The organism is Planococcus sp. MSAK28401, assembly GCF_018283455.1.
Classification (GTDB): domain Bacteria; phylum Bacillota; class Bacilli; order Bacillales_A; family Planococcaceae; genus Planococcus; species Planococcus alpniumensis.
Window position 1 is genome coordinate 3,368,155 of sequence record NZ_JAAMTH010000001.1, and the last position, 15,839, is coordinate 3,383,993.

Genomic DNA, 15,839 nt, shown 5'->3' on the forward strand with positions numbered 1-15,839 from the left:
GCTTGGGGTTTTTGATTTAGATATCTCGCTGAATAAGCATGTCGCTTTAACGCTTCCCAATAGTTTAATGAATGTCTTCAAGTTCCACTTTCATCCATCCCCGGACGCTATTGATGAACCAGATGGCGTCGAATGTGTCGAGCTCGTCTTTCTTCAGCACTTTTGGTTCAATTCGCCCTTCTTCAATGAGCTGTTCGCGGTAGGTGCCGCCAAGCAGGCCGCTTGAGACGGGCGGCGTGTAGAAACGGCCGTCTTTTTCTGCGACCAGGTTGCCGATGGTGAACTCGGTCAATTCCTCACGGTCATTCCATAACAACACGGAAAAAGCGTCAGGTGCTTGCTGTTGGTGCTGTTCATAGATGCCGCGGTTGGTCGTTTTGTGATAGAGAAATGCATTTCGGTTGTCGACTGGCGATTTGGCGAGCGTACAGCGGATCGGCTGCTCGATTCGGGCTGCCGGCTGTGCAGTCAGCTCCATCTTGCCGCTGCGCTCAAGCGTCAGGCGGACTTTGAAAAGGCCTGTCGCATGCTGTGAAGCAAGCGATTCCAATTGTTTCGCCACAACTTCTTCATCCAATGCAAAACGGAAATATGCCGCGCTTTTTTTCAGCCGTGTGAGGTGAAGCGCGACCAGCGGATAGTTCCCGTCTTCTAGCTTAAGCGATTCGAGCAAGGCGAATTCCGGACGCTGGTCGGTCAGCACGCGGGCTTTCGTCAAAAGCTCCTCGTACTCGCCTTCGGATGTTGAATCCCAGGTGATGCCGCCGCCTACACCGTAGCGCGCAGCAGATTTATCCTGATCGATGACGACGGTGCGGATCGGCACATTGAAGATGGCGTTCTTTTCAGGCGTGATATAGCCGATTGCGCCGCAATAGACTTCCCGCGGCGTCTGTTCAAGTTCGGCGATATAGCGCATCGTGCTGACTTTCGGCGCGCCGGTGATCGAACCGCACGGAAACAATGCCTGGAACCAGTCGAATACGCTGAGTCCTTCCGGCAATTCAGCTTCCACCGTTGAGGTGAGCTGATGGACGGTCGGGTATTTCTCCGCTTCAAACAGCTTCGGCACTTGGACCGTCCCCCGCTTGGCAAGGCGGCTCATATCGTTTCGCAATAGATCGACAATCATCAAGTTCTCGGCGCGTTCTTTTTCCGAATCGAGCAGTACATCCAAAATAGCCTCATCTTCCCAGTTCGTCCTGCCGCGCGGAGCAGTGCCTTTCATCGGTTTCGTACGGATGTGTGAACCGTCGATGCGAAAGAACAGTTCCGGCGATGCCGATAAAATCTGATGGCGACCGATGTCTAAGTAAGCACTGTAATCCGCTTGCTGGTTGCGTGCAAGCTGCCGGTAAAATGCTTTTGCATCGCCTTTGAATCCTGCAGTGAGGCGTTCCGTGTAATTCACTTGATAGGTATCGCCTTCTTCGATGGCCTGGCGGATTTTCCGGATGCCGTTCTTGTACTCAGCAACGGAGCCTTCAAGGGTCCAGTCCGATACTTCATAATTCCCTTCGCTTGAAGGTTTTGGCGCTTGTGTTTTGCTATAGATGCCGAACCATACAAGCGGCATTTCAACACCGTCGCGAACGGCCATTTCCGGATGAAAAGCAGGCGCTGCTTCGTAGGATACATAACCCGCCGCGTAATAGCCCCGTGATGTGTAATGGTCGACTTGTTCAAAAACGCCTGCCACATCCTTCAGCGACTTCGCTTCAAGCACCGCGTGCGGCTCGGAAAAAGCGATCGTTTCCGGTGTTCCGTCGTCTTTCGCAAAATCAAACTGCAGATAAGGGGCCATCGTGTGCGCCTCCTTTCTTTTCACGATTCCATAATTGGGCGTTCTGATAAGCGGTCGCGAGCATCTGAAACCCATCCTTCGTCAAAATTGATTCAGGATGGAACTGGATGCCTTCAACCGGTAATTCCTTATGGCGCACGCCCATAATGCTGCCATCTTCTGCTGTTGCCGTCACTTCGAAAATTCCTGGCAGCGTATCGATTTCCGCTACGAGCGAATGATAACGTACGACCGGCGTCGGTGAAATCAATCCCGCAAAAACGCCCTGTCCGGAGTGCGCCACTTCCGATACCTTGCCGTGTACAGGCTGTGCGCCTTTACGGACTTTCCCGCCGTAAAACTCGACGATACTTTGGTGGCCCAAGCACACGCCGAGTATCGGCACGTTCCCGCTGAGCTGTTCGAGCACTTTGGTTCCGACGCCCGGCTGTAAAGGCTTGCCCGGCCCTGGCGACAGCACAATCAGTTCCGGCGATAAGGCTTCGATGTCCCGGAGCGCGGCCTGGTCATTCTGGAAAACTTCCACACGCGCACCGAGCCGCTCGAAATAATGGACCAGATTATATGTAAATGAATCATAATGATCGATGATGGCAATCACAGGAAAAACTCCTCTTCAAATGGAATGTTGCGTAAATTCATTATAAAGGGAGGATAGGGATTAAGCATCGTTTATCTAATGGCGAGGTTTGATCCTAAGGCAAAGTTGTTATATCTACAGCACCGATTAGAAAATATTTCCTTATATGTATTTTCAAGCTTTGTCTAAGTTATACTACGATTAGCTTGTAATGAAGGGAGATATCGTGATGGAAAAGAATTTACTCGTTTATATAGCAGTTGGAGCCCTTCTTGGACTGTTCTACGGCAGCATTTGGCAAGGAGTCGCCGCCATGTCATTGGTTTATATTGCATTGCGCCTCGACCATTTGATAAAGCTATTGGAATTTAAAAAGTAAGACGAGAAATTTACACCATCGCCAACCAGGAGATTATTCTTGTTTGGCCTCTTTCCGTTCTTGCGCTTCTTTTCTTTTCACCCTTTTCTCAAACCAAAATCCGCCGCGTATAAATAGCGTGATGAACAAAGCTTTAAGGATATTTTCTTGTAAATGCCATGTGCCTTGCTCTGTGTAATCCATCCAACTATTTAAAGCTGCAAGCACCAAAAATCCTATAAAATATACTATAAATTCACGCATGTCCAAGCCTCCATTTGCATGCCTTGTCTCAACATGCCCACCATAACATGCGGACTTTCATATTCCAAATAAAGGATGAACATTAAAACCCAGATCGCTAAGCGTCCGGGTTTTGTCTATTTAATCGATCTGGCGCAATGCAGCAGCGAGCCGTGCGGCGAAATTCTCCGGCGGTTCCTCTGCAATTAGGCGCAGGCACACAATATTCGGATTCGAGTCGATGCTTTGCTCAAATTCTGTCGGCAAGGCTATCGGGTATTGCTGCAAGGCTTGCGTAAATAACGGCACTTCTTCAGGGAGCAGGTAAATGTCTGCTTTGTTCTCGGCAGAGCCATCGGATTTCAGGTTTCGAAACGATATATCGTGTTCCAGTGTGCAATCAAAATTTTTATCATGCAATTGAATGGTTACGATCCGGTTTTTCTTGATCAGGCATTCCATGTCCGTGGTCTCGGTTTCAGCCTCAAGCAAGTTACCGACCTGTTGTGCCAGGTCCATGATAGTGTGTTCGATTTTCATATCGTTCCCCTTTCTTAAAGCCAAGTTACGCAAAAGAAAAAAACGCCGAAAAAAACCCAAGCAAGGGCTTTTTTCGGCGTTGGTTCCAGCGCTATAGTCTGTTCCATTTTACCAAAGTGGAATTATTTATTTTGAAGCAGTGATTATTGATTCTTGACCGGAAATACTATGGCTTCCCGTTCTTGAATAGTATAAGACAAATCATCCAAAAAGAGAAACTATAGGCCTACACCTACTTATACAAAATCAATCCTCTTCTTCTTCTTCTTCGTCATCTTCATTGTCATCAGAGTCGCCTTGTTCTTCACCTGGCATGACATCTGTTTCCTGTTCCATCTCCGGCTCGTCTTCCCCGCCGCCGCAACCAGCAAGCATTCCCGTAGACAGCATTGCCGCTGCGCCGACTTTCAGCCATTTCTGTTGTGCCATTGGCCTTCCTCCTCTGTTTTAGTTCCTTATTAGCTCTATACCCGCTTGCCAGAAGGAGAAACTAAAAGAGATTTCAAGAGTTAGCCGCCGACAGAAGGCCTGGGTGGTGACTGTATTTCATCAGCACGCTTTTCGCGAATGCGTCACAGCGCGGGCGGTCATCCGCTGATGGCATCTGTTCGACTTTGAGCGTTGCGGCTAAGATCGTTTTCGCATGAAGCATGTCCCGAAACAGATCCACCGCGCCGCAATACGTCGCAAAGCAGCGGTCGCCTGTGCCGAATACGCCTGTGATGGGCGTCTTGTCCTGCTGTTCCATCGCTTCGAACAAGCCGTGCAGCTGCTTCGGGATTTCCCCGTTCATCCACGTATACGTCCCGACCAAAACTATATCGTAACGAGATAGTTCAGCAAGATTGAATTCTTTCACTCGAAAAACATCCGGCTGCAGCCCCTGCCGCACGAATGCATCCAGTACCATACGGGCGAGGCATTCGGTATGCCCCGTCGCAGAAGCATAGACAATTGCGACGTTCGGTTTATAATTCGTCAAAGCCGTTCGACTCCGATACTTTCGTATAGGCGCGCGATTTCTGTTCGAAGAAATCCGACTTCGTGCTGTTCATCATATCATCGCCGAAGACACGGATCCATGGCATCGGGTTGTCGCGCGTTTCATAGAGGTTGCCGAGCCCGATTTGACGCAGCCGCTTGTTGGCCAAATACTCGACGTATTCGTTGAACTCATCGAGATCCAGGCCGTCGATTTCCCCGAGGATATGCTGGGCCCATTCTTTTTCGAGTTCCACTGCATGCGCCACTTCATCGCGGATCCAGTCGTTCATGTCATCTGTCGCGAGTTCCGGGTTTTCTGCAATCAGGATGCGGATAAACTGGGAAACGAAATAGGCGTGCTGCATTTCGTCGCGCTGGATATAACTGATCATCGTGCTGGTCTTGAGCATTTTCTGCTGGCGCGCAAGGTGGTAAAAAAACGCAAAACCCGCATAGAAATAAATGCCTTCCAAGTTGATCGAATTGACCGCAAGCTTCAATAAGTTTTTCAAATCAGGCTCGTTGCGGAACGCTTCGTACGCAGACAAGATCCGTGCGTTGCGCTTTCTGACGAGCGGGTCGTTCTTCGCTTCATCAAAGCGCCGGTTTTGTTCATCGAGCGGCACGAGTGAGCTGAGCACGTAAGAATATGATTCGGTATGGACTGCTTCCTGCTGGGCGATGACGGCAAAAATCGACTTGAAGCTTGAATCGCTGACATAGTCCATTACTTGGGTCATCGTCGGCGTCTGCAGGCTGTCAAGAGACGCGAGCTGCGTGTTGATGCGCAAAAAGACGCCTTTCTCGGTATCCGATAGTGAGTCCCAGTTTTTGATGTCATCCTGCATATTGATTTCCTGCGCTTTCCAGAAGTTCGCGAGTAGCGCTTGGTACAAGTCATACATATGCGGATGGGCGATGTCGTTCCAATTGAGCAAGCCGGAGCTCGCCCCGCCGACAATGGCGGTCGAGCGGTTCGGTGCATCCGGATCCATCAATGGTTGTTTCGTTAAAGTTTGCATACTCCTCATCCTTTCTTAGCTTTCACATGCCTCGCATGCTTCGATTTCTTCCTGCGACGTGCTGCGCACATAATAGCTCGTCTTCAATCCGCAATTCCACGCTTCGAGGTGCAACTCCAGCAATTCCTTGGCGCGGATCGTGTGCGGCACATACAAATTAAAACTGATTGACTGATCGATATGGCGCTGTCTCGCGGCGTTTTGGCGGATGCTCCATTTCTGGTCCAGCACGTGGCGCGCACGGCGGTAATAGTCATACGTCCGGTGGTTCAAATCCGGTGCTGTTACATTAAAACGGAAATTCTTTTTCTCTTCTGCGTATTCGACGGCATACAAAGGATCGATGCCGTCTGTCGAACCGCCGATTTTAGCGGTAGACGAGTTCGGCGCGACCGCCATCATCCAGCCATTGCGGACACCGGATGCTGCAACTTTACGGCGCAATGCGTCCCAGCGTTCGCTGTTGTAGCCGCGGCGTTCGAAAAAGCTGCCCGTATGCCATTCAGAATCCTTGAATTCGCTGAAGGCTCCTTTTTCTTCTGCCAATCCCGCAGATGCGCGGATTGTGTGCCAGGCGATTTCTTCGTACAAAGTATCGGCATACTCGACCGCTTCTTCTGTTTCCCAATGGATGCTGCGAAGCGCCAGCAAGTGGTGCCAACCGAATGTACCTAATCCAACGGCGCGATATTTTTGGTTCGTCACTTCTGCCTGGCCGACGGAAATGGTATTCAAATCGATGACATTATCAAGCATGCGCAATTGAATCGGAATGAGGCGGGACAAAACGTCCGCTTGCACCGCTCTTGGCAAATTGATGGATGATAAATTGCAGACGACGAAATCGCCCGGTTTTTTCACAGTGACCAAATTGCCTTCTTCGTCTTTGTATTCTTTGATGATTTCAGTCGGCGACATGTTCTGTGCGATTTCACTGCACAGATTGCTGCAGTAGATAGACGTTTTGCCGATGCCGCGCAAGTGCTTGTTCGGGTTTTGGCGGTTCACTTCGTCGCGGTAGAACATATACGGCGTGCCGGTCTCGAGTTGCGACACCATGATGCGCGCCATAACATCCATTGCACGGAACGATCTTCTTGCCAATAAAGGATGGTTGACCGCTTCCTCGTATTTTTCAGTAAAGTATTTATGATCCATTTCGTCATAGAAATCTTCCAAACCAAGCAGATTGCCCTGATCGTCTTTCCAGCCCATCACTTGCTTAACTTCGTGCGGGCAGAACGTATGCCATTCGCCGACGCTGCGGCCGTTTTCATCCGTTTCCTGCAATTTTTGCATAAACAAATCCGGAATCGAGACGCCAGTGAAAATATCGTGTGCTTTGCGGCGCTCATCGCCATTATTCGTTTTCAAATCCAAGAAGCCGTTCATGATGTCTTTATGGAATACATCCAAATAGACTGCCACTGCGCCTTGGCGCTGGCCAAGCTGGTCGACGCTGACGGCAGTGTCGTTGAGCAGGCGGATCCACGGGATAACGCCGGATGAGTTGCCTTTGAATTTGCGGATGTCTGAGCCGAGTGCGCGCACTTTTCCGTAATAAACGCCGAGGCCGCCGCCGTCTTTGCTCAGGCGCGCGACATCCCAGTTGTTCTGGTAGATGCCATCAAGCGAATCCGCTACGGTGTCGATAAAGCATGAGGACATTTGCCCGAAACTTTTCCCGGCATTCGATAAAGTCGGCGTTGCTACCGTCATATACAAATTGCTCATCGCCCAATACGCTTCCTTGACGAGTTCCAAGCGGCGCACTTTCGGTTCTTTTTGCATCAAGGTCATCGCGATCACAAGAAACCGCTCCTGCGGCAATTCCCACACACGCCCGTCATAGTCTTTTGCCAAATAACGATCCGCCAATAAAAACAGGCCTATGTAATTGAATAATTCATCGCGTTCTGGCGCAATTTCTTGGCCTAATACACGGATTTCGTCCTCGGAATAGGCTTCCAGCAAATCTTTCGAATAAATGCCGAGTCGGCTCAGCCCCTCGATCAACCCGTAAAAATCATCGTATTTGTTCGCTGCGCTATAGCCGCGCGTTTGTGCGGCTTGTTCGTATAATTTCTCCAAATACAATCCTGCCGCCTCAAATGTCCAATGCGGCTCGTCCATCGACACCCGGTCAAGTGCATCTTGAATTTTTCTATCGCGTTCTACTGCTCCTAAAGTCATTTCAACACAGCTCCTTTGCGTATTCATTTGCGATCATTCGGCGTTCTTTTCGCTCCTGTGCGTTCTCAAACAAACGTTTTTCGTTTTCCGTTTCCGGCACTACGCCTGCGACCAGCGTCGGCCTGCCTTCTGCATCCACGGCCACCATTGTTAAAATCGAAGTGGTCGTCAAACTGCGCGTGCCGCTTTCGATGTGCTGGCATTCTGCTTTGACGTACACTTCCATCGAGGTCCGGCCTGTTGAAATGACGACGCCTTCCAAAATCAAGATGTCGCCGACTTTCGCCGAGGACAGGAAATTGACGTTGTCGATCGATGCGGTCACGACTGCGCGCTGGCTATGCTTCATTGCCGCGATAGCCGCAATTTCATCAATATACGCGAGGACTGTGCCTCCGAAAATGGTGCCCATATGGTTGGTATCCGGCGGCAAGACGAGCCGGGACTGGATGGTCCTGGACACGCCGGCCGGAAGTTGTTGTCTATGCATGATGAATTCCTCCTTATAAAAACAAAAAAGCCCCCACTCTCCGGAGAGAATGGGGGACATGAAGGCAAGTCAATCATATGGGCATACTTGGGCCCCACAAACCAAACCTTTATCATCCTTCCCAATTCCCGGAGAAGTGCAAAACGACAACAAAGGCAGGTCTCCTGGCTCGCGCGTCACTCTCGCCATGCCCTTCCCGTCCATTGGACAGTGGGATTTCATGGTTCGTCTGCGCTTACAGTTGCGGGAACAGCTCCGGGGTTTCACCGGATTCCCTATTCAGCCCATATGGGGCACCTTTGTTGCGGTATCACTATATATGGTGTTGAATTTTTGCATCATCACCAAATCTTGTAGTTTCACTATAGACCAGTTCGAAATTTGCCGCAAGGATTTTCTTGGAGTTCCTGAAGAAAGCGAAAAAGGGTCTAGTCGCTGGCGTGTTTTTCGTAGAAACCTTTCCATTTGTAGTTATTTTTTGATACGAAGTTCCTCAATTTTTTTTGTTTAAATGAAGATAGCGTGCGCTTGCTTGTGGAACTGTTTCGGTCGTTGGTATGTGCTTCATCTTGGTAGTCGCCAGCCTGCTTTGGGTTGGCCTTTGGCAACAAGCCAATGAATTGGCGAGAAGGAGTTGAGCCGATTCATTTGCGACGCATCTGCGTAGCAGATGTGGGAGCAAGGTGTTTGACCTGATGCTTGAATAAATATTTATCTAAGGCGTCGGCTCACCCTTGTCGCTGGCTGGCTAAGATATTTCATAAATTCTTGTAGGTCTAATTAAATCTGCTCCTTTAGATAGTTGCCGGCTTGTGGGGGAATCGCTTCCCGGGATGGGCATGTCATTAGGTAGTGAGAGCTTGATTGAAAAATTGTATCGGTGTTCTTTTTGTGCTTCATTTTATTAATCGCCGCCCGGCTTTGGGTTGGCCTCTCGCAATAAGCCAATTCATTTGCGACGCATCTGCGTGGCAGATGTGGGAGCAAGGTGTTTGACCTGATGCTTGAATAAAACATTTATCTAAGGCTTCGGCTCACCCCTTTGCGCTTGGCGGCTAGGAGATTTCATTGTTCTGTGTGTGTTTAATTAGATCTGCTTCTTTAGTTAGTTGCCGGCTTGTGGGGGGAATCGCTTCCCGGGATGGGCATGTCATTAGGTAGTGAGAGCTTGATTGAAAAATTGTATCGGTGTTCTTTTTGTGCTTCATTTTATTAATCGCCGCCCGGCTTTGGGTTGGCCTCTCGCAATAAGCCAATTCATTTGCGACGCATCTGCGTGGCAGATGTGGGAGCAAGGTGTTTGACCTGATGCTTGAATAAAACATTTATCTAAGGCTTCGGCTCACCCCTTTGCGCTTGGCGGCTGGGAGATTTCGTTGTTCAATGTGCGTTTAATCGGATCTGCTTCTTTAGTTAGTTGCCGGCTGGTTGGGGAATCGCTTCCCGGGATGGGCATGTCATTAGGTAGTGAGAGCTTGATTGAAAAATTGTTTCGGCGTTCTTTTTGTGCTTCATTTTATTAATCGCCGCCTGGCTTTGGGTTGGCCTTTCGCAATAAGCCAGGAAGGAGGCTTGTCTTATTGCTTCGGCTCACCCTTGTCGCTGGCCGGCTAAGATATTTCATTGGTCTGTGCGTGTTTAATTAGTTGCCGGCTGGTTGGGGAATCCCTTCCTAAGGCTTGCATTGGTAAGATAGATGGTGTTTATTTCGGGAGCTCATTTGTGCTTCACCTTGGTTTTCAATACCTTGCTTTGACACTTCCTGCAACAAAATCCTCGCCGCTTCCCGCAACGTAATCTATTTCCCGGGAAATAAAAAGGCCGCGCAATTGTCTGCGCGGCTTTTGTTATCCATCGACCCATTCAGATTCAGCTTCTGGCTGTTTCCCTTTTTGGTTCGTGGCTTCTTTATTGTCTTTGCTTGTATACGGCTTAAAACTTTTGGCTTTGTTTTTGCCTTTTTCCCAACGGTTCCAGCCTTTTTTGCCGGTTCCTTGGCCTACGCCGCTTTTTGATTTTGCTTTCGCTTTGCCCATTTCTTTCACTCCCGTTCACTCATCGTGACGTTCAGCTTACCACATCCCGCCGCTTTCGTGAACAGTTCGTGTTTAGGCCTCGAGCACTTTCTGGATGTCTTTGTGCATCGAATCGGGCGTATCTTTCGGCGCGAACCTCGCCACGACTTTACCGTTTGAGTCGACAAGAAATTTCGTGAAATTCCATTTGATGCCGCTCGACAGGAAGCCTTTCGTGTTCGACGTCAAGTGATCGAACAGCGGATGGGCTTCTTTTCCGTTCACTTTGATGATGTCGTGCATCGGAAACGTGATGCCGTAAGTCATGCGGCACGACTTTTCGGCTTCTGCCGCTTCCCCGACTTCCTGGCCGAATTGATCGGACGGAAAGCCAAGCACGACAAGGCCTTCATCTTTGTAGCGCTGGTAAATTTTTTCGAGGCCGTCAAACTGGCCGCGCAGGCCGCATTTAGTCGCCGTGTTGACGATGACCATCGGCTGGCCTTTGTAGCGTTCGAGCTTATACTCTTCCCCGCTGGCATCGGTGACCTTAATATCGTAGATTCCCATCACTTATCACTCCTGTTTCCATGAATTTTCATAGATCCATCTCGCCGAAAAATGCATTCAAGGCTTTCAAGTTGTTCATCAGTTCGATGGCATTGACATCAAGATAATTGCAGCTGGTAATCTTGTCGTGAATGGCCTGCTCAATCGGTTTTTCATCTGCACGCGATTGCTCCGTCAAAGAAATACGGAAAGCGCGGCGGTCTTCAGCCGATTGTTCTTTCACGATGCGGCCATTTTGAATCATGCGGTTGATGATCGGATTGAGCGTGCCGGTGCCGAGCCCGAGTTGTCCGCCGATCTCTTTCATCGTCAAGCCGTCTTCTTCCCACAACACGAGCAAGACCAAATACTGCGTAAAGGTCAGGCCGAACGGTTCTAAGGTCTTGGCATAAAGTTTCGAGAAATTGCTCGATGCTTTATACACTTCAAAGCATAATTGCTGTTCCAGTTTGGTTGGTTTGTCCATGTCATCACCTGTTTTTCTGCTTATCGAACGACAATCTCCACGTCCACTGAATCTTTGATCGCTTTGGAATATGGGCAATACGCATGGGCTTTGTCGACATACTCCTGTTTCTTGCCCTCTTCCAAGCCGTCGATATCCACTTCAAGGCGTACTGCGAGTTTCACGCCGCCGTCTGCTTTATCGCCAAGCAAGGAAACCGTCGCTGTGACTTCGCTGTTCGTTACTTTCACTTTATCACGTTCCAACACGAAGTCCAATGCACTGTTGAAGCAAGAGCTATAGCCTGCCGCAAACAATTGCTCAGGGTTGGTTGCCGTATTCGGCTGGCCGCCAAGCGCGACTGGTTTTGCCACATCGAGGTTGAAAATATTATCCGGTGAATAAACTGTGCCTTCGCGTCCGCCGCTGTTGATCATTGTCGTTTCAAATATTGGTTTCATTTTTATATCCCTCCAAGAATTATATCTTACACGATCTATATTAATTTAAATCGCATACGATGTAAAATGAAATGCTTTGGTTTTTGTCCAAAAGAAAAATCCCGGATGCAAGATCCGGGATTTCCCAGTGTGTTGAAGAAGGCCATTAATCCATTACGAAGTAGAATGGATTTTTTTCTACATTCAAAAATCAATGATCTTTCTAAGTATTTGGAGAAGCGTTCGCTCGACTCCAGTGGATCAGCGAGACGACCGAGACCCCGCAAGGCGCGTAGCGACTGAGGAGGCTTGGGCGCGAGCCCACGGAAAGCGAGCGATAAGCTTCGGAAAATACGATTTCTTACCTTTCTCCACAAACTGAAAAATCCCGGATGCAAGATCCGGGATGTCCACTTCTTTATTCGCGATAGCTGAGCTTCAATAAATATAAGGAATCAAGCGCGCGCGGTGCCTCATCCATTCCTTGTATTCAGGGCCAAACTTTTCAACGAGCAAGGCTTCTTCGTGCTGCATGCGTTTATTGAGTGCAAAAGCGAGCAGCAAGCCGCCGGCAATCGCCGCAATAGGGCTCGTAAAGAATAGCGCCATGCCGATGCCGATCAAAAACAAGCCGGTATAAAGCGGGTGGCGCAGCTTACGGTAAGGGCCGCTGCTGACGATTGTATCACCTTCCCTAACCGTCACGTGGCGTGTAAATTGTGATTTCAAGTGAATGATCCCCCAAAATCGCAAAAAGACGCCGACAATAAGCAGCACGAGCCCAATCGGCCTGAGCACCGATGCCAGTTCAGTTTCTGCCAGTTCCTGGAGCCAAAAACCAACCGCGATGGTGGCAATCAGCGACAACAGAATCCCAAAGAACGTCCTTTTTTCGACCGGGTCGCCTTGCCCGGTCTCGCGATTTTTAAAAACGATGAATTCGACCAGCCAAATAACGCTCACGGCGGTGAAAACCCAGTCCATCCAGCCCATCACATCCACCTCTTTCTTCTCTTTAAAATACTATAGAAGTTGCCGCTCAAATACAATTTCCAACTTGTGGTGCATAGAAAAAAGCTGCCCCGGCGCATTGCCGGAACAGCTCTTCATTAGTCTTCGTCCGTCACCGACAACTCAACGAGCATCGCGGTAAAAACGATGAAAATGACCATTAATGCGATTACCATCGTGAACATTGTCCTCAACTCCTACCATGTAATAAATCCTTTCGAGCCAGGTGGTGCATGTTGGATCATGTGGGTCAGTGGAATAGCGTAAGCAATGATGATCAACGCGGCGGCAATGCCGATCCAAATCCACCAGTTCTCCAGCCATTTTGGCGTATTGGACATATCGCTTTCCGCCAGCGGAAATTCCACCATCTGTTCAGGCGTTTCCGCTTTTGGCGAAACGAACATGGTCATGATGACGATATACATCAAAATCATGGCGGACAGGAACAAAATCGTGCCGCCGATCGCCATCGTCACATGGTTCGAGATGATGCCGTCAAACCATTCCATCGCTGACGGATGGCCGTTATAGCCGCTGTAAGCTGTGCGGCGCGGTGCCCCCATCAGCCCCAATACATGCTGAGCAGTCGACATGAGCAGCATGCCGATCGACCAAGTGATAATCTGGACAAAGCCGAGGCGCTGCATGCGCTTCGTGAAACGGCGACCCGTCAAATACGGGATGAGCCAGAAGGTCAATCCCATAAACGTCATCGCAACAGGCGTCCCGACGGTAATATGGAAATGCCCGACAATCCATAAGGTATTGTGGACGACTTCATTCAATTGAAAACTGGCATTGATGATCCCGCCAGCACCCCCAGGAATGAAGAACGCCATGGCAATGAAAATCGACGTGAAACGGACATCTCGCCATGGCAGTTTCTTAAACCAGCCGAACAAACCAGTGCCCCCTTTTTTGCGTCCTGAAATTTCAAAGGTCGCAAACATCGAGAACGCCGTCATGAGTGACGGCACGATGACCATAAACGTTAAGACCACCTGCAGGAACTTCCAGAAGTTTGAGATGCCCGGCTCGGTCAATTGGTGGTGGAACCCGACCGGAATCGAGAACAGGATAAACAAGACAAACGCAAGACGCGCCAAGGAATCACTGAACACTTTCACGCCAAGCAGTTTCGGCACGATCGTGTACCAAGCGATGTACGCGGGAAGCAGCCAGAAATACACAAGCGGATGGCCGAAATACCAGAACAGCGAACGGCTCAATTCCACATTGATCGTATCCGTCCAACCGAATGCCCACGGAATGTATTGGAACAACACAGTCGCAACAACACCAAGACAGGCGATGATCCATAACACGATGGTCGTTACCGTCATGAAGGCAAACAAGGGACTCAATTGCCCTTTATTGTTGCGGCGCCAGACCATGTAATGGCCGACCAAGGCAAAACTCGAGATCCATGTGCCGACAATGACCAAAGCCAGGCCGACGTAATAAAAGCCGTTCGCTTTCAGCGGTGCATAAAAGGTATAAAGCACCGAAGCTTCCCCAGCGATGATCAGCACTGTTGCCATGACCGTTCCGAGAAGCGTCACCCACAGGCCGATCCATGAAAACAAGCGGACTTTCGGGCCGAAGCTTCCAAGGCTTTTGCTCATGCCGGTGATAAAGAAGGCAAAAATGAAAAAGGTCGTATAAATAAGTGCGAGTAAGACGCCGTGCGCAGTAAGGATTTGGTAATAATCTAACCAAGTCGGGAGCTGGAGGGCGTCGTTGCGGATAAAGACCTGCAAGACGCCCATGAGCGTGCCGATCAAAAATGCAGTATAAGCGACACCTAAGTGCCATAAAGCGATTTTACGTTCTGGTTGGGCAATCATGTCAGTACACCTCAATTTCCGTAGACATCATGTGATGCCCGGTGCCGCAGTATTCATTGCACAGAATCAAATACTTGCCCGGTTCTTCAAATGTGTAGGATTTGGTCGTGATCCGTCCGGGAACGACCATCATATTGACTTTCGTGTTGTCGATCGTAAAGCTGTGCACCACGTCTGTGCTGGTGACTTTGAAAATGATTTCTTTGCCGGCCGGCACCCGCAAGTCCGGTGCGTTGTAGCCAAAAGCCAGTGCGACGATCGCCACTTGGTACGTATCTTCGTCCAATTGCGTGACGCCTGGGTTATCGAATGGGGCGGTTTCGTTCACCATCTCCGGGTCAATGGTGTCCATCCCCCCGGACGGCGTGTGGTTTTGTGAAAACGCACTGACCCCGACGACGCTCAAAAAGACAATGAGCGAAACGATGCCGAAACTGAGCCAAATCTTCTCGTATTTATGGAAATGCATGATGAATCTCTCCTTTTTTTATCTCGCTACGTACATCAAATACACGGCAACCCACATGGCAACGATGAAGATGCCGACGAAGAATACACTGACGAGTGTGCCCTTCAAATTCACATCATGATCCGATTGCTTTTTATCCACTTTCTCCACCTCTTCGCTCTTTTGCTATTTCCTTTAGCATAGGACCTAAGTTTCGGTTTAGCTGTGACATAAATCACACCTGGCCGTATTTATTTTCAGCTGTCCATATTTTCGCCAAAAAAAGAAAGCCTGCGGATGGATAGGCTTTTGGAAGATACTATTTGTTGGAATGAATGGTGGAGATAGCCGGGGATAGCGTGTGGCGTTGTTCTCCTTTTCTATTTTTCTTCTTGGTAATATTCGCTGCCTTGCTTTGGGTTGGCCTTTGGCAATAAGCCAGGAAAATCACCTGTCTTACTGCGTCGGCTCACCCTAGGCGCCGGCAGCTGAGAGATTTTATTGTCTATAGATTGTTCAATCGTATCTACTTCTGTATTAGGTTGCCGGCTAGTGGGGGAATCGCTTCCCGGATCAGGGTGATTGAAGATAGTTAGGGTCTGCGAGTGGTGTTGTGGTCGTGTTCTATTGGTGCCTCGTGTTAGTATTCGCCGCCGGGCTTTGGGTTGGCCTCTTGCCATAAGCCAGGAAGAGCGCCTGTCTTACGGCATCGGCTCACCCCTTTACGCTCGGCGGCTTGGAGATCTCGTTGATTCGGGTGCGTTTAATCAGATCTACTTCAATATGCAGTTGCCGGCTAATGTGGGAATCGCTTCCTGAGATGGCGCATCTGAAAAGCCGCTGATT

Annotated in this window: 18 protein-coding genes and 1 riboswitch; of the genes, 1 reads left to right on the forward strand and 17 read right to left on the reverse strand. The window is 49.4% G+C overall.

Features of this window, described 5'->3' with window-relative positions:
* Nucleotides 1–64: 64 nt before the first annotated feature.
* Together pabB and G3255_RS17085 are read right to left on the reverse strand one after the other, a co-directional pair.
* The gene (pabB, locus tag G3255_RS17080; RefSeq protein WP_211655569.1) at nucleotides 65–1,804 is read right to left on the reverse strand and encodes an aminodeoxychorismate synthase component I; all 1,740 of its coding nucleotides are present in this window, start codon (nucleotides 1,802–1,804) and stop codon (nucleotides 65–67) included.
* Nucleotides 1,782–2,405, reverse strand: coding sequence for an anthranilate synthase component II (locus G3255_RS17085; RefSeq protein WP_211655570.1), 624 nt, complete (start codon nucleotides 2,403–2,405; stop codon nucleotides 1,782–1,784). The genes pabB and G3255_RS17085 overlap by 23 nt, the downstream gene beginning before the upstream one ends.
* A gap of 208 nt (nucleotides 2,406–2,613) precedes the next feature.
* Between G3255_RS17085 and G3255_RS17090 the strand changes: the two genes are divergently transcribed.
* Entirely contained in the window at nucleotides 2,614–2,763 is a 150-nt protein-coding gene (locus G3255_RS17090; protein WP_211655571.1) for a hypothetical protein, read from the forward strand.
* Nucleotides 2,764–2,796: 33 nt separating this feature from the next.
* On the opposite strand, the gene G3255_RS17095 is transcribed toward G3255_RS17090, so the two are convergent.
* The 15 genes from G3255_RS17095 to G3255_RS17165 form a co-directional block, all read right to left on the reverse strand.
* Nucleotides 2,797–3,006 (reverse strand): hypothetical protein, encoded by a 210-nt coding sequence (locus G3255_RS17095; protein ID WP_211655572.1) that lies wholly within the window; start codon nucleotides 3,004–3,006, stop codon nucleotides 2,797–2,799.
* A 120-nt stretch (nucleotides 3,007–3,126) separates the two neighbouring features.
* Nucleotides 3,127–3,525, reverse strand: coding sequence for a DUF1259 domain-containing protein (locus G3255_RS17100; RefSeq protein ID WP_211655573.1), 399 nt, complete (start codon nucleotides 3,523–3,525; stop codon nucleotides 3,127–3,129).
* Between the two features lie 246 nt (nucleotides 3,526–3,771).
* Entirely contained in the window at nucleotides 3,772–3,954 is a 183-nt protein-coding gene (locus G3255_RS17105; protein WP_211655574.1) for a hypothetical protein, read from the reverse strand.
* A gap of 73 nt (nucleotides 3,955–4,027) precedes the next feature.
* Nucleotides 4,028–4,507 (reverse strand): flavodoxin domain-containing protein, encoded by a 480-nt coding sequence (locus G3255_RS17110; RefSeq protein ID WP_249222158.1) that lies wholly within the window; start codon nucleotides 4,505–4,507, stop codon nucleotides 4,028–4,030.
* Nucleotides 4,494–5,540, reverse strand: coding sequence for a ribonucleotide-diphosphate reductase subunit beta (locus G3255_RS17115; protein ID WP_211655575.1), 1,047 nt, complete (start codon nucleotides 5,538–5,540; stop codon nucleotides 4,494–4,496). The genes G3255_RS17110 and G3255_RS17115 overlap by 14 nt, the downstream gene beginning before the upstream one ends.
* Nucleotides 5,541–5,546: 6 nt before the next feature.
* Nucleotides 5,547–7,724: a ribonucleoside-diphosphate reductase subunit alpha gene (locus G3255_RS17120; protein WP_249222159.1), complete on the reverse strand. Its 2,178-nt coding sequence runs from the start codon at nucleotides 7,722–7,724 to the stop codon at nucleotides 5,547–5,549.
* A gap of 1 nt (nucleotide 7,725) precedes the next feature.
* Nucleotides 7,726–8,214, reverse strand: coding sequence for an acyl-CoA thioesterase (locus G3255_RS17125; protein WP_211655577.1), 489 nt, complete (start codon nucleotides 8,212–8,214; stop codon nucleotides 7,726–7,728).
* A gap of 137 nt (nucleotides 8,215–8,351) precedes the next feature.
* Nucleotides 8,352–8,530, reverse strand: a riboswitch (cobalamin riboswitch).
* Nucleotides 8,531–10,061: 1,531 nt separating this feature from the next.
* A complete protein-coding gene (locus G3255_RS17130; RefSeq protein ID WP_058382400.1) occupies nucleotides 10,062–10,250 on the reverse strand; it encodes a DUF3934 domain-containing protein in 189 nt (62 codons plus the stop codon).
* 72 nt (nucleotides 10,251–10,322) lie between these two features.
* Nucleotides 10,323–10,799 (reverse strand): glutathione peroxidase, encoded by a 477-nt coding sequence (locus tag G3255_RS17135; protein WP_211655578.1) that lies wholly within the window; start codon nucleotides 10,797–10,799, stop codon nucleotides 10,323–10,325.
* Between the two features lie 28 nt (nucleotides 10,800–10,827).
* Nucleotides 10,828–11,265, reverse strand: coding sequence for a transcriptional regulator, SarA/Rot family (locus tag G3255_RS17140; protein ID WP_211655579.1), 438 nt, complete (start codon nucleotides 11,263–11,265; stop codon nucleotides 10,828–10,830).
* A 20-nt stretch (nucleotides 11,266–11,285) separates the two neighbouring features.
* A complete protein-coding gene (locus G3255_RS17145; protein ID WP_211655580.1) occupies nucleotides 11,286–11,705 on the reverse strand; it encodes an organic hydroperoxide resistance protein in 420 nt (139 codons plus the stop codon).
* A gap of 417 nt (nucleotides 11,706–12,122) precedes the next feature.
* Nucleotides 12,123–12,677, reverse strand: coding sequence for a methyltransferase family protein (locus G3255_RS17150; RefSeq protein ID WP_211655581.1), 555 nt, complete (start codon nucleotides 12,675–12,677; stop codon nucleotides 12,123–12,125).
* Between the two features lie 215 nt (nucleotides 12,678–12,892).
* Nucleotides 12,893–14,545, reverse strand: coding sequence for a b(o/a)3-type cytochrome-c oxidase subunit 1 (locus G3255_RS17155; protein WP_211655582.1), 1,653 nt, complete (start codon nucleotides 14,543–14,545; stop codon nucleotides 12,893–12,895).
* A 1-nt stretch (nucleotide 14,546) separates the two neighbouring features.
* A complete protein-coding gene (locus tag G3255_RS17160) occupies nucleotides 14,547–15,014 on the reverse strand; it encodes a cytochrome c oxidase subunit II (RefSeq protein ID WP_211655583.1) in 468 nt (155 codons plus the stop codon).
* An 18-nt stretch (nucleotides 15,015–15,032) separates the two neighbouring features.
* The gene (locus tag G3255_RS17165) at nucleotides 15,033–15,155 is read right to left on the reverse strand and encodes a cytochrome C oxidase subunit II (RefSeq protein WP_211655584.1); all 123 of its coding nucleotides are present in this window, start codon (nucleotides 15,153–15,155) and stop codon (nucleotides 15,033–15,035) included.
* Nucleotides 15,156–15,839 lie beyond the last annotated feature (684 nt).

Excerpts from the sequence above, each read along its gene's own strand:
- pabB (WP_211655569.1), bottom strand. The coding sequence starts at position 1,804 with ATGGCCCCTTATCTGCAGTTTGATTTTGCGAAAGACGACGGAACACCG.
- G3255_RS17090 (WP_211655571.1), top strand. The coding sequence starts at position 2,614 with ATGGAAAAGAATTTACTCGTTTATATAGCAGTTGGAGCCCTTCTTGGA.
- G3255_RS17095 (WP_211655572.1), bottom strand. The coding sequence starts at position 3,006 with ATGCGTGAATTTATAGTATATTTTATAGGATTTTTGGTGCTTGCAGCT.
- G3255_RS17100 (WP_211655573.1), bottom strand. The coding sequence starts at position 3,525 with ATGAAAATCGAACACACTATCATGGACCTGGCACAACAGGTCGGTAAC.
- G3255_RS17105 (WP_211655574.1), bottom strand. The coding sequence starts at position 3,954 with ATGGCACAACAGAAATGGCTGAAAGTCGGCGCAGCGGCAATGCTGTCT.
- G3255_RS17115 (WP_211655575.1), bottom strand. The coding sequence starts at position 5,540 with ATGAGGAGTATGCAAACTTTAACGAAACAACCATTGATGGATCCGGAT.
- G3255_RS17120 (WP_249222159.1), bottom strand. The coding sequence starts at position 7,724 with ATGACTTTAGGAGCAGTAGAACGCGATAGAAAAATTCAAGATGCACTT.
- G3255_RS17125 (WP_211655577.1), bottom strand. The coding sequence starts at position 8,214 with ATGCATAGACAACAACTTCCGGCCGGCGTGTCCAGGACCATCCAGTCC.
- G3255_RS17130 (WP_058382400.1), bottom strand. The coding sequence starts at position 10,250 with ATGGGCAAAGCGAAAGCAAAATCAAAAAGCGGCGTAGGCCAAGGAACC.
- G3255_RS17135 (WP_211655578.1), bottom strand. The coding sequence starts at position 10,799 with ATGGGAATCTACGATATTAAGGTCACCGATGCCAGCGGGGAAGAGTAT.
- G3255_RS17140 (WP_211655579.1), bottom strand. The coding sequence starts at position 11,265 with ATGGACAAACCAACCAAACTGGAACAGCAATTATGCTTTGAAGTGTAT.
- G3255_RS17145 (WP_211655580.1), bottom strand. The coding sequence starts at position 11,705 with ATGAAACCAATATTTGAAACGACAATGATCAACAGCGGCGGACGCGAA.
- G3255_RS17150 (WP_211655581.1), bottom strand. The coding sequence starts at position 12,677 with ATGGGCTGGATGGACTGGGTTTTCACCGCCGTGAGCGTTATTTGGCTG.
- G3255_RS17155 (WP_211655582.1), bottom strand. The coding sequence starts at position 14,545 with ATGATTGCCCAACCAGAACGTAAAATCGCTTTATGGCACTTAGGTGTC.
- G3255_RS17160 (WP_211655583.1), bottom strand. The coding sequence starts at position 15,014 with ATGCATTTCCATAAATACGAGAAGATTTGGCTCAGTTTCGGCATCGTT.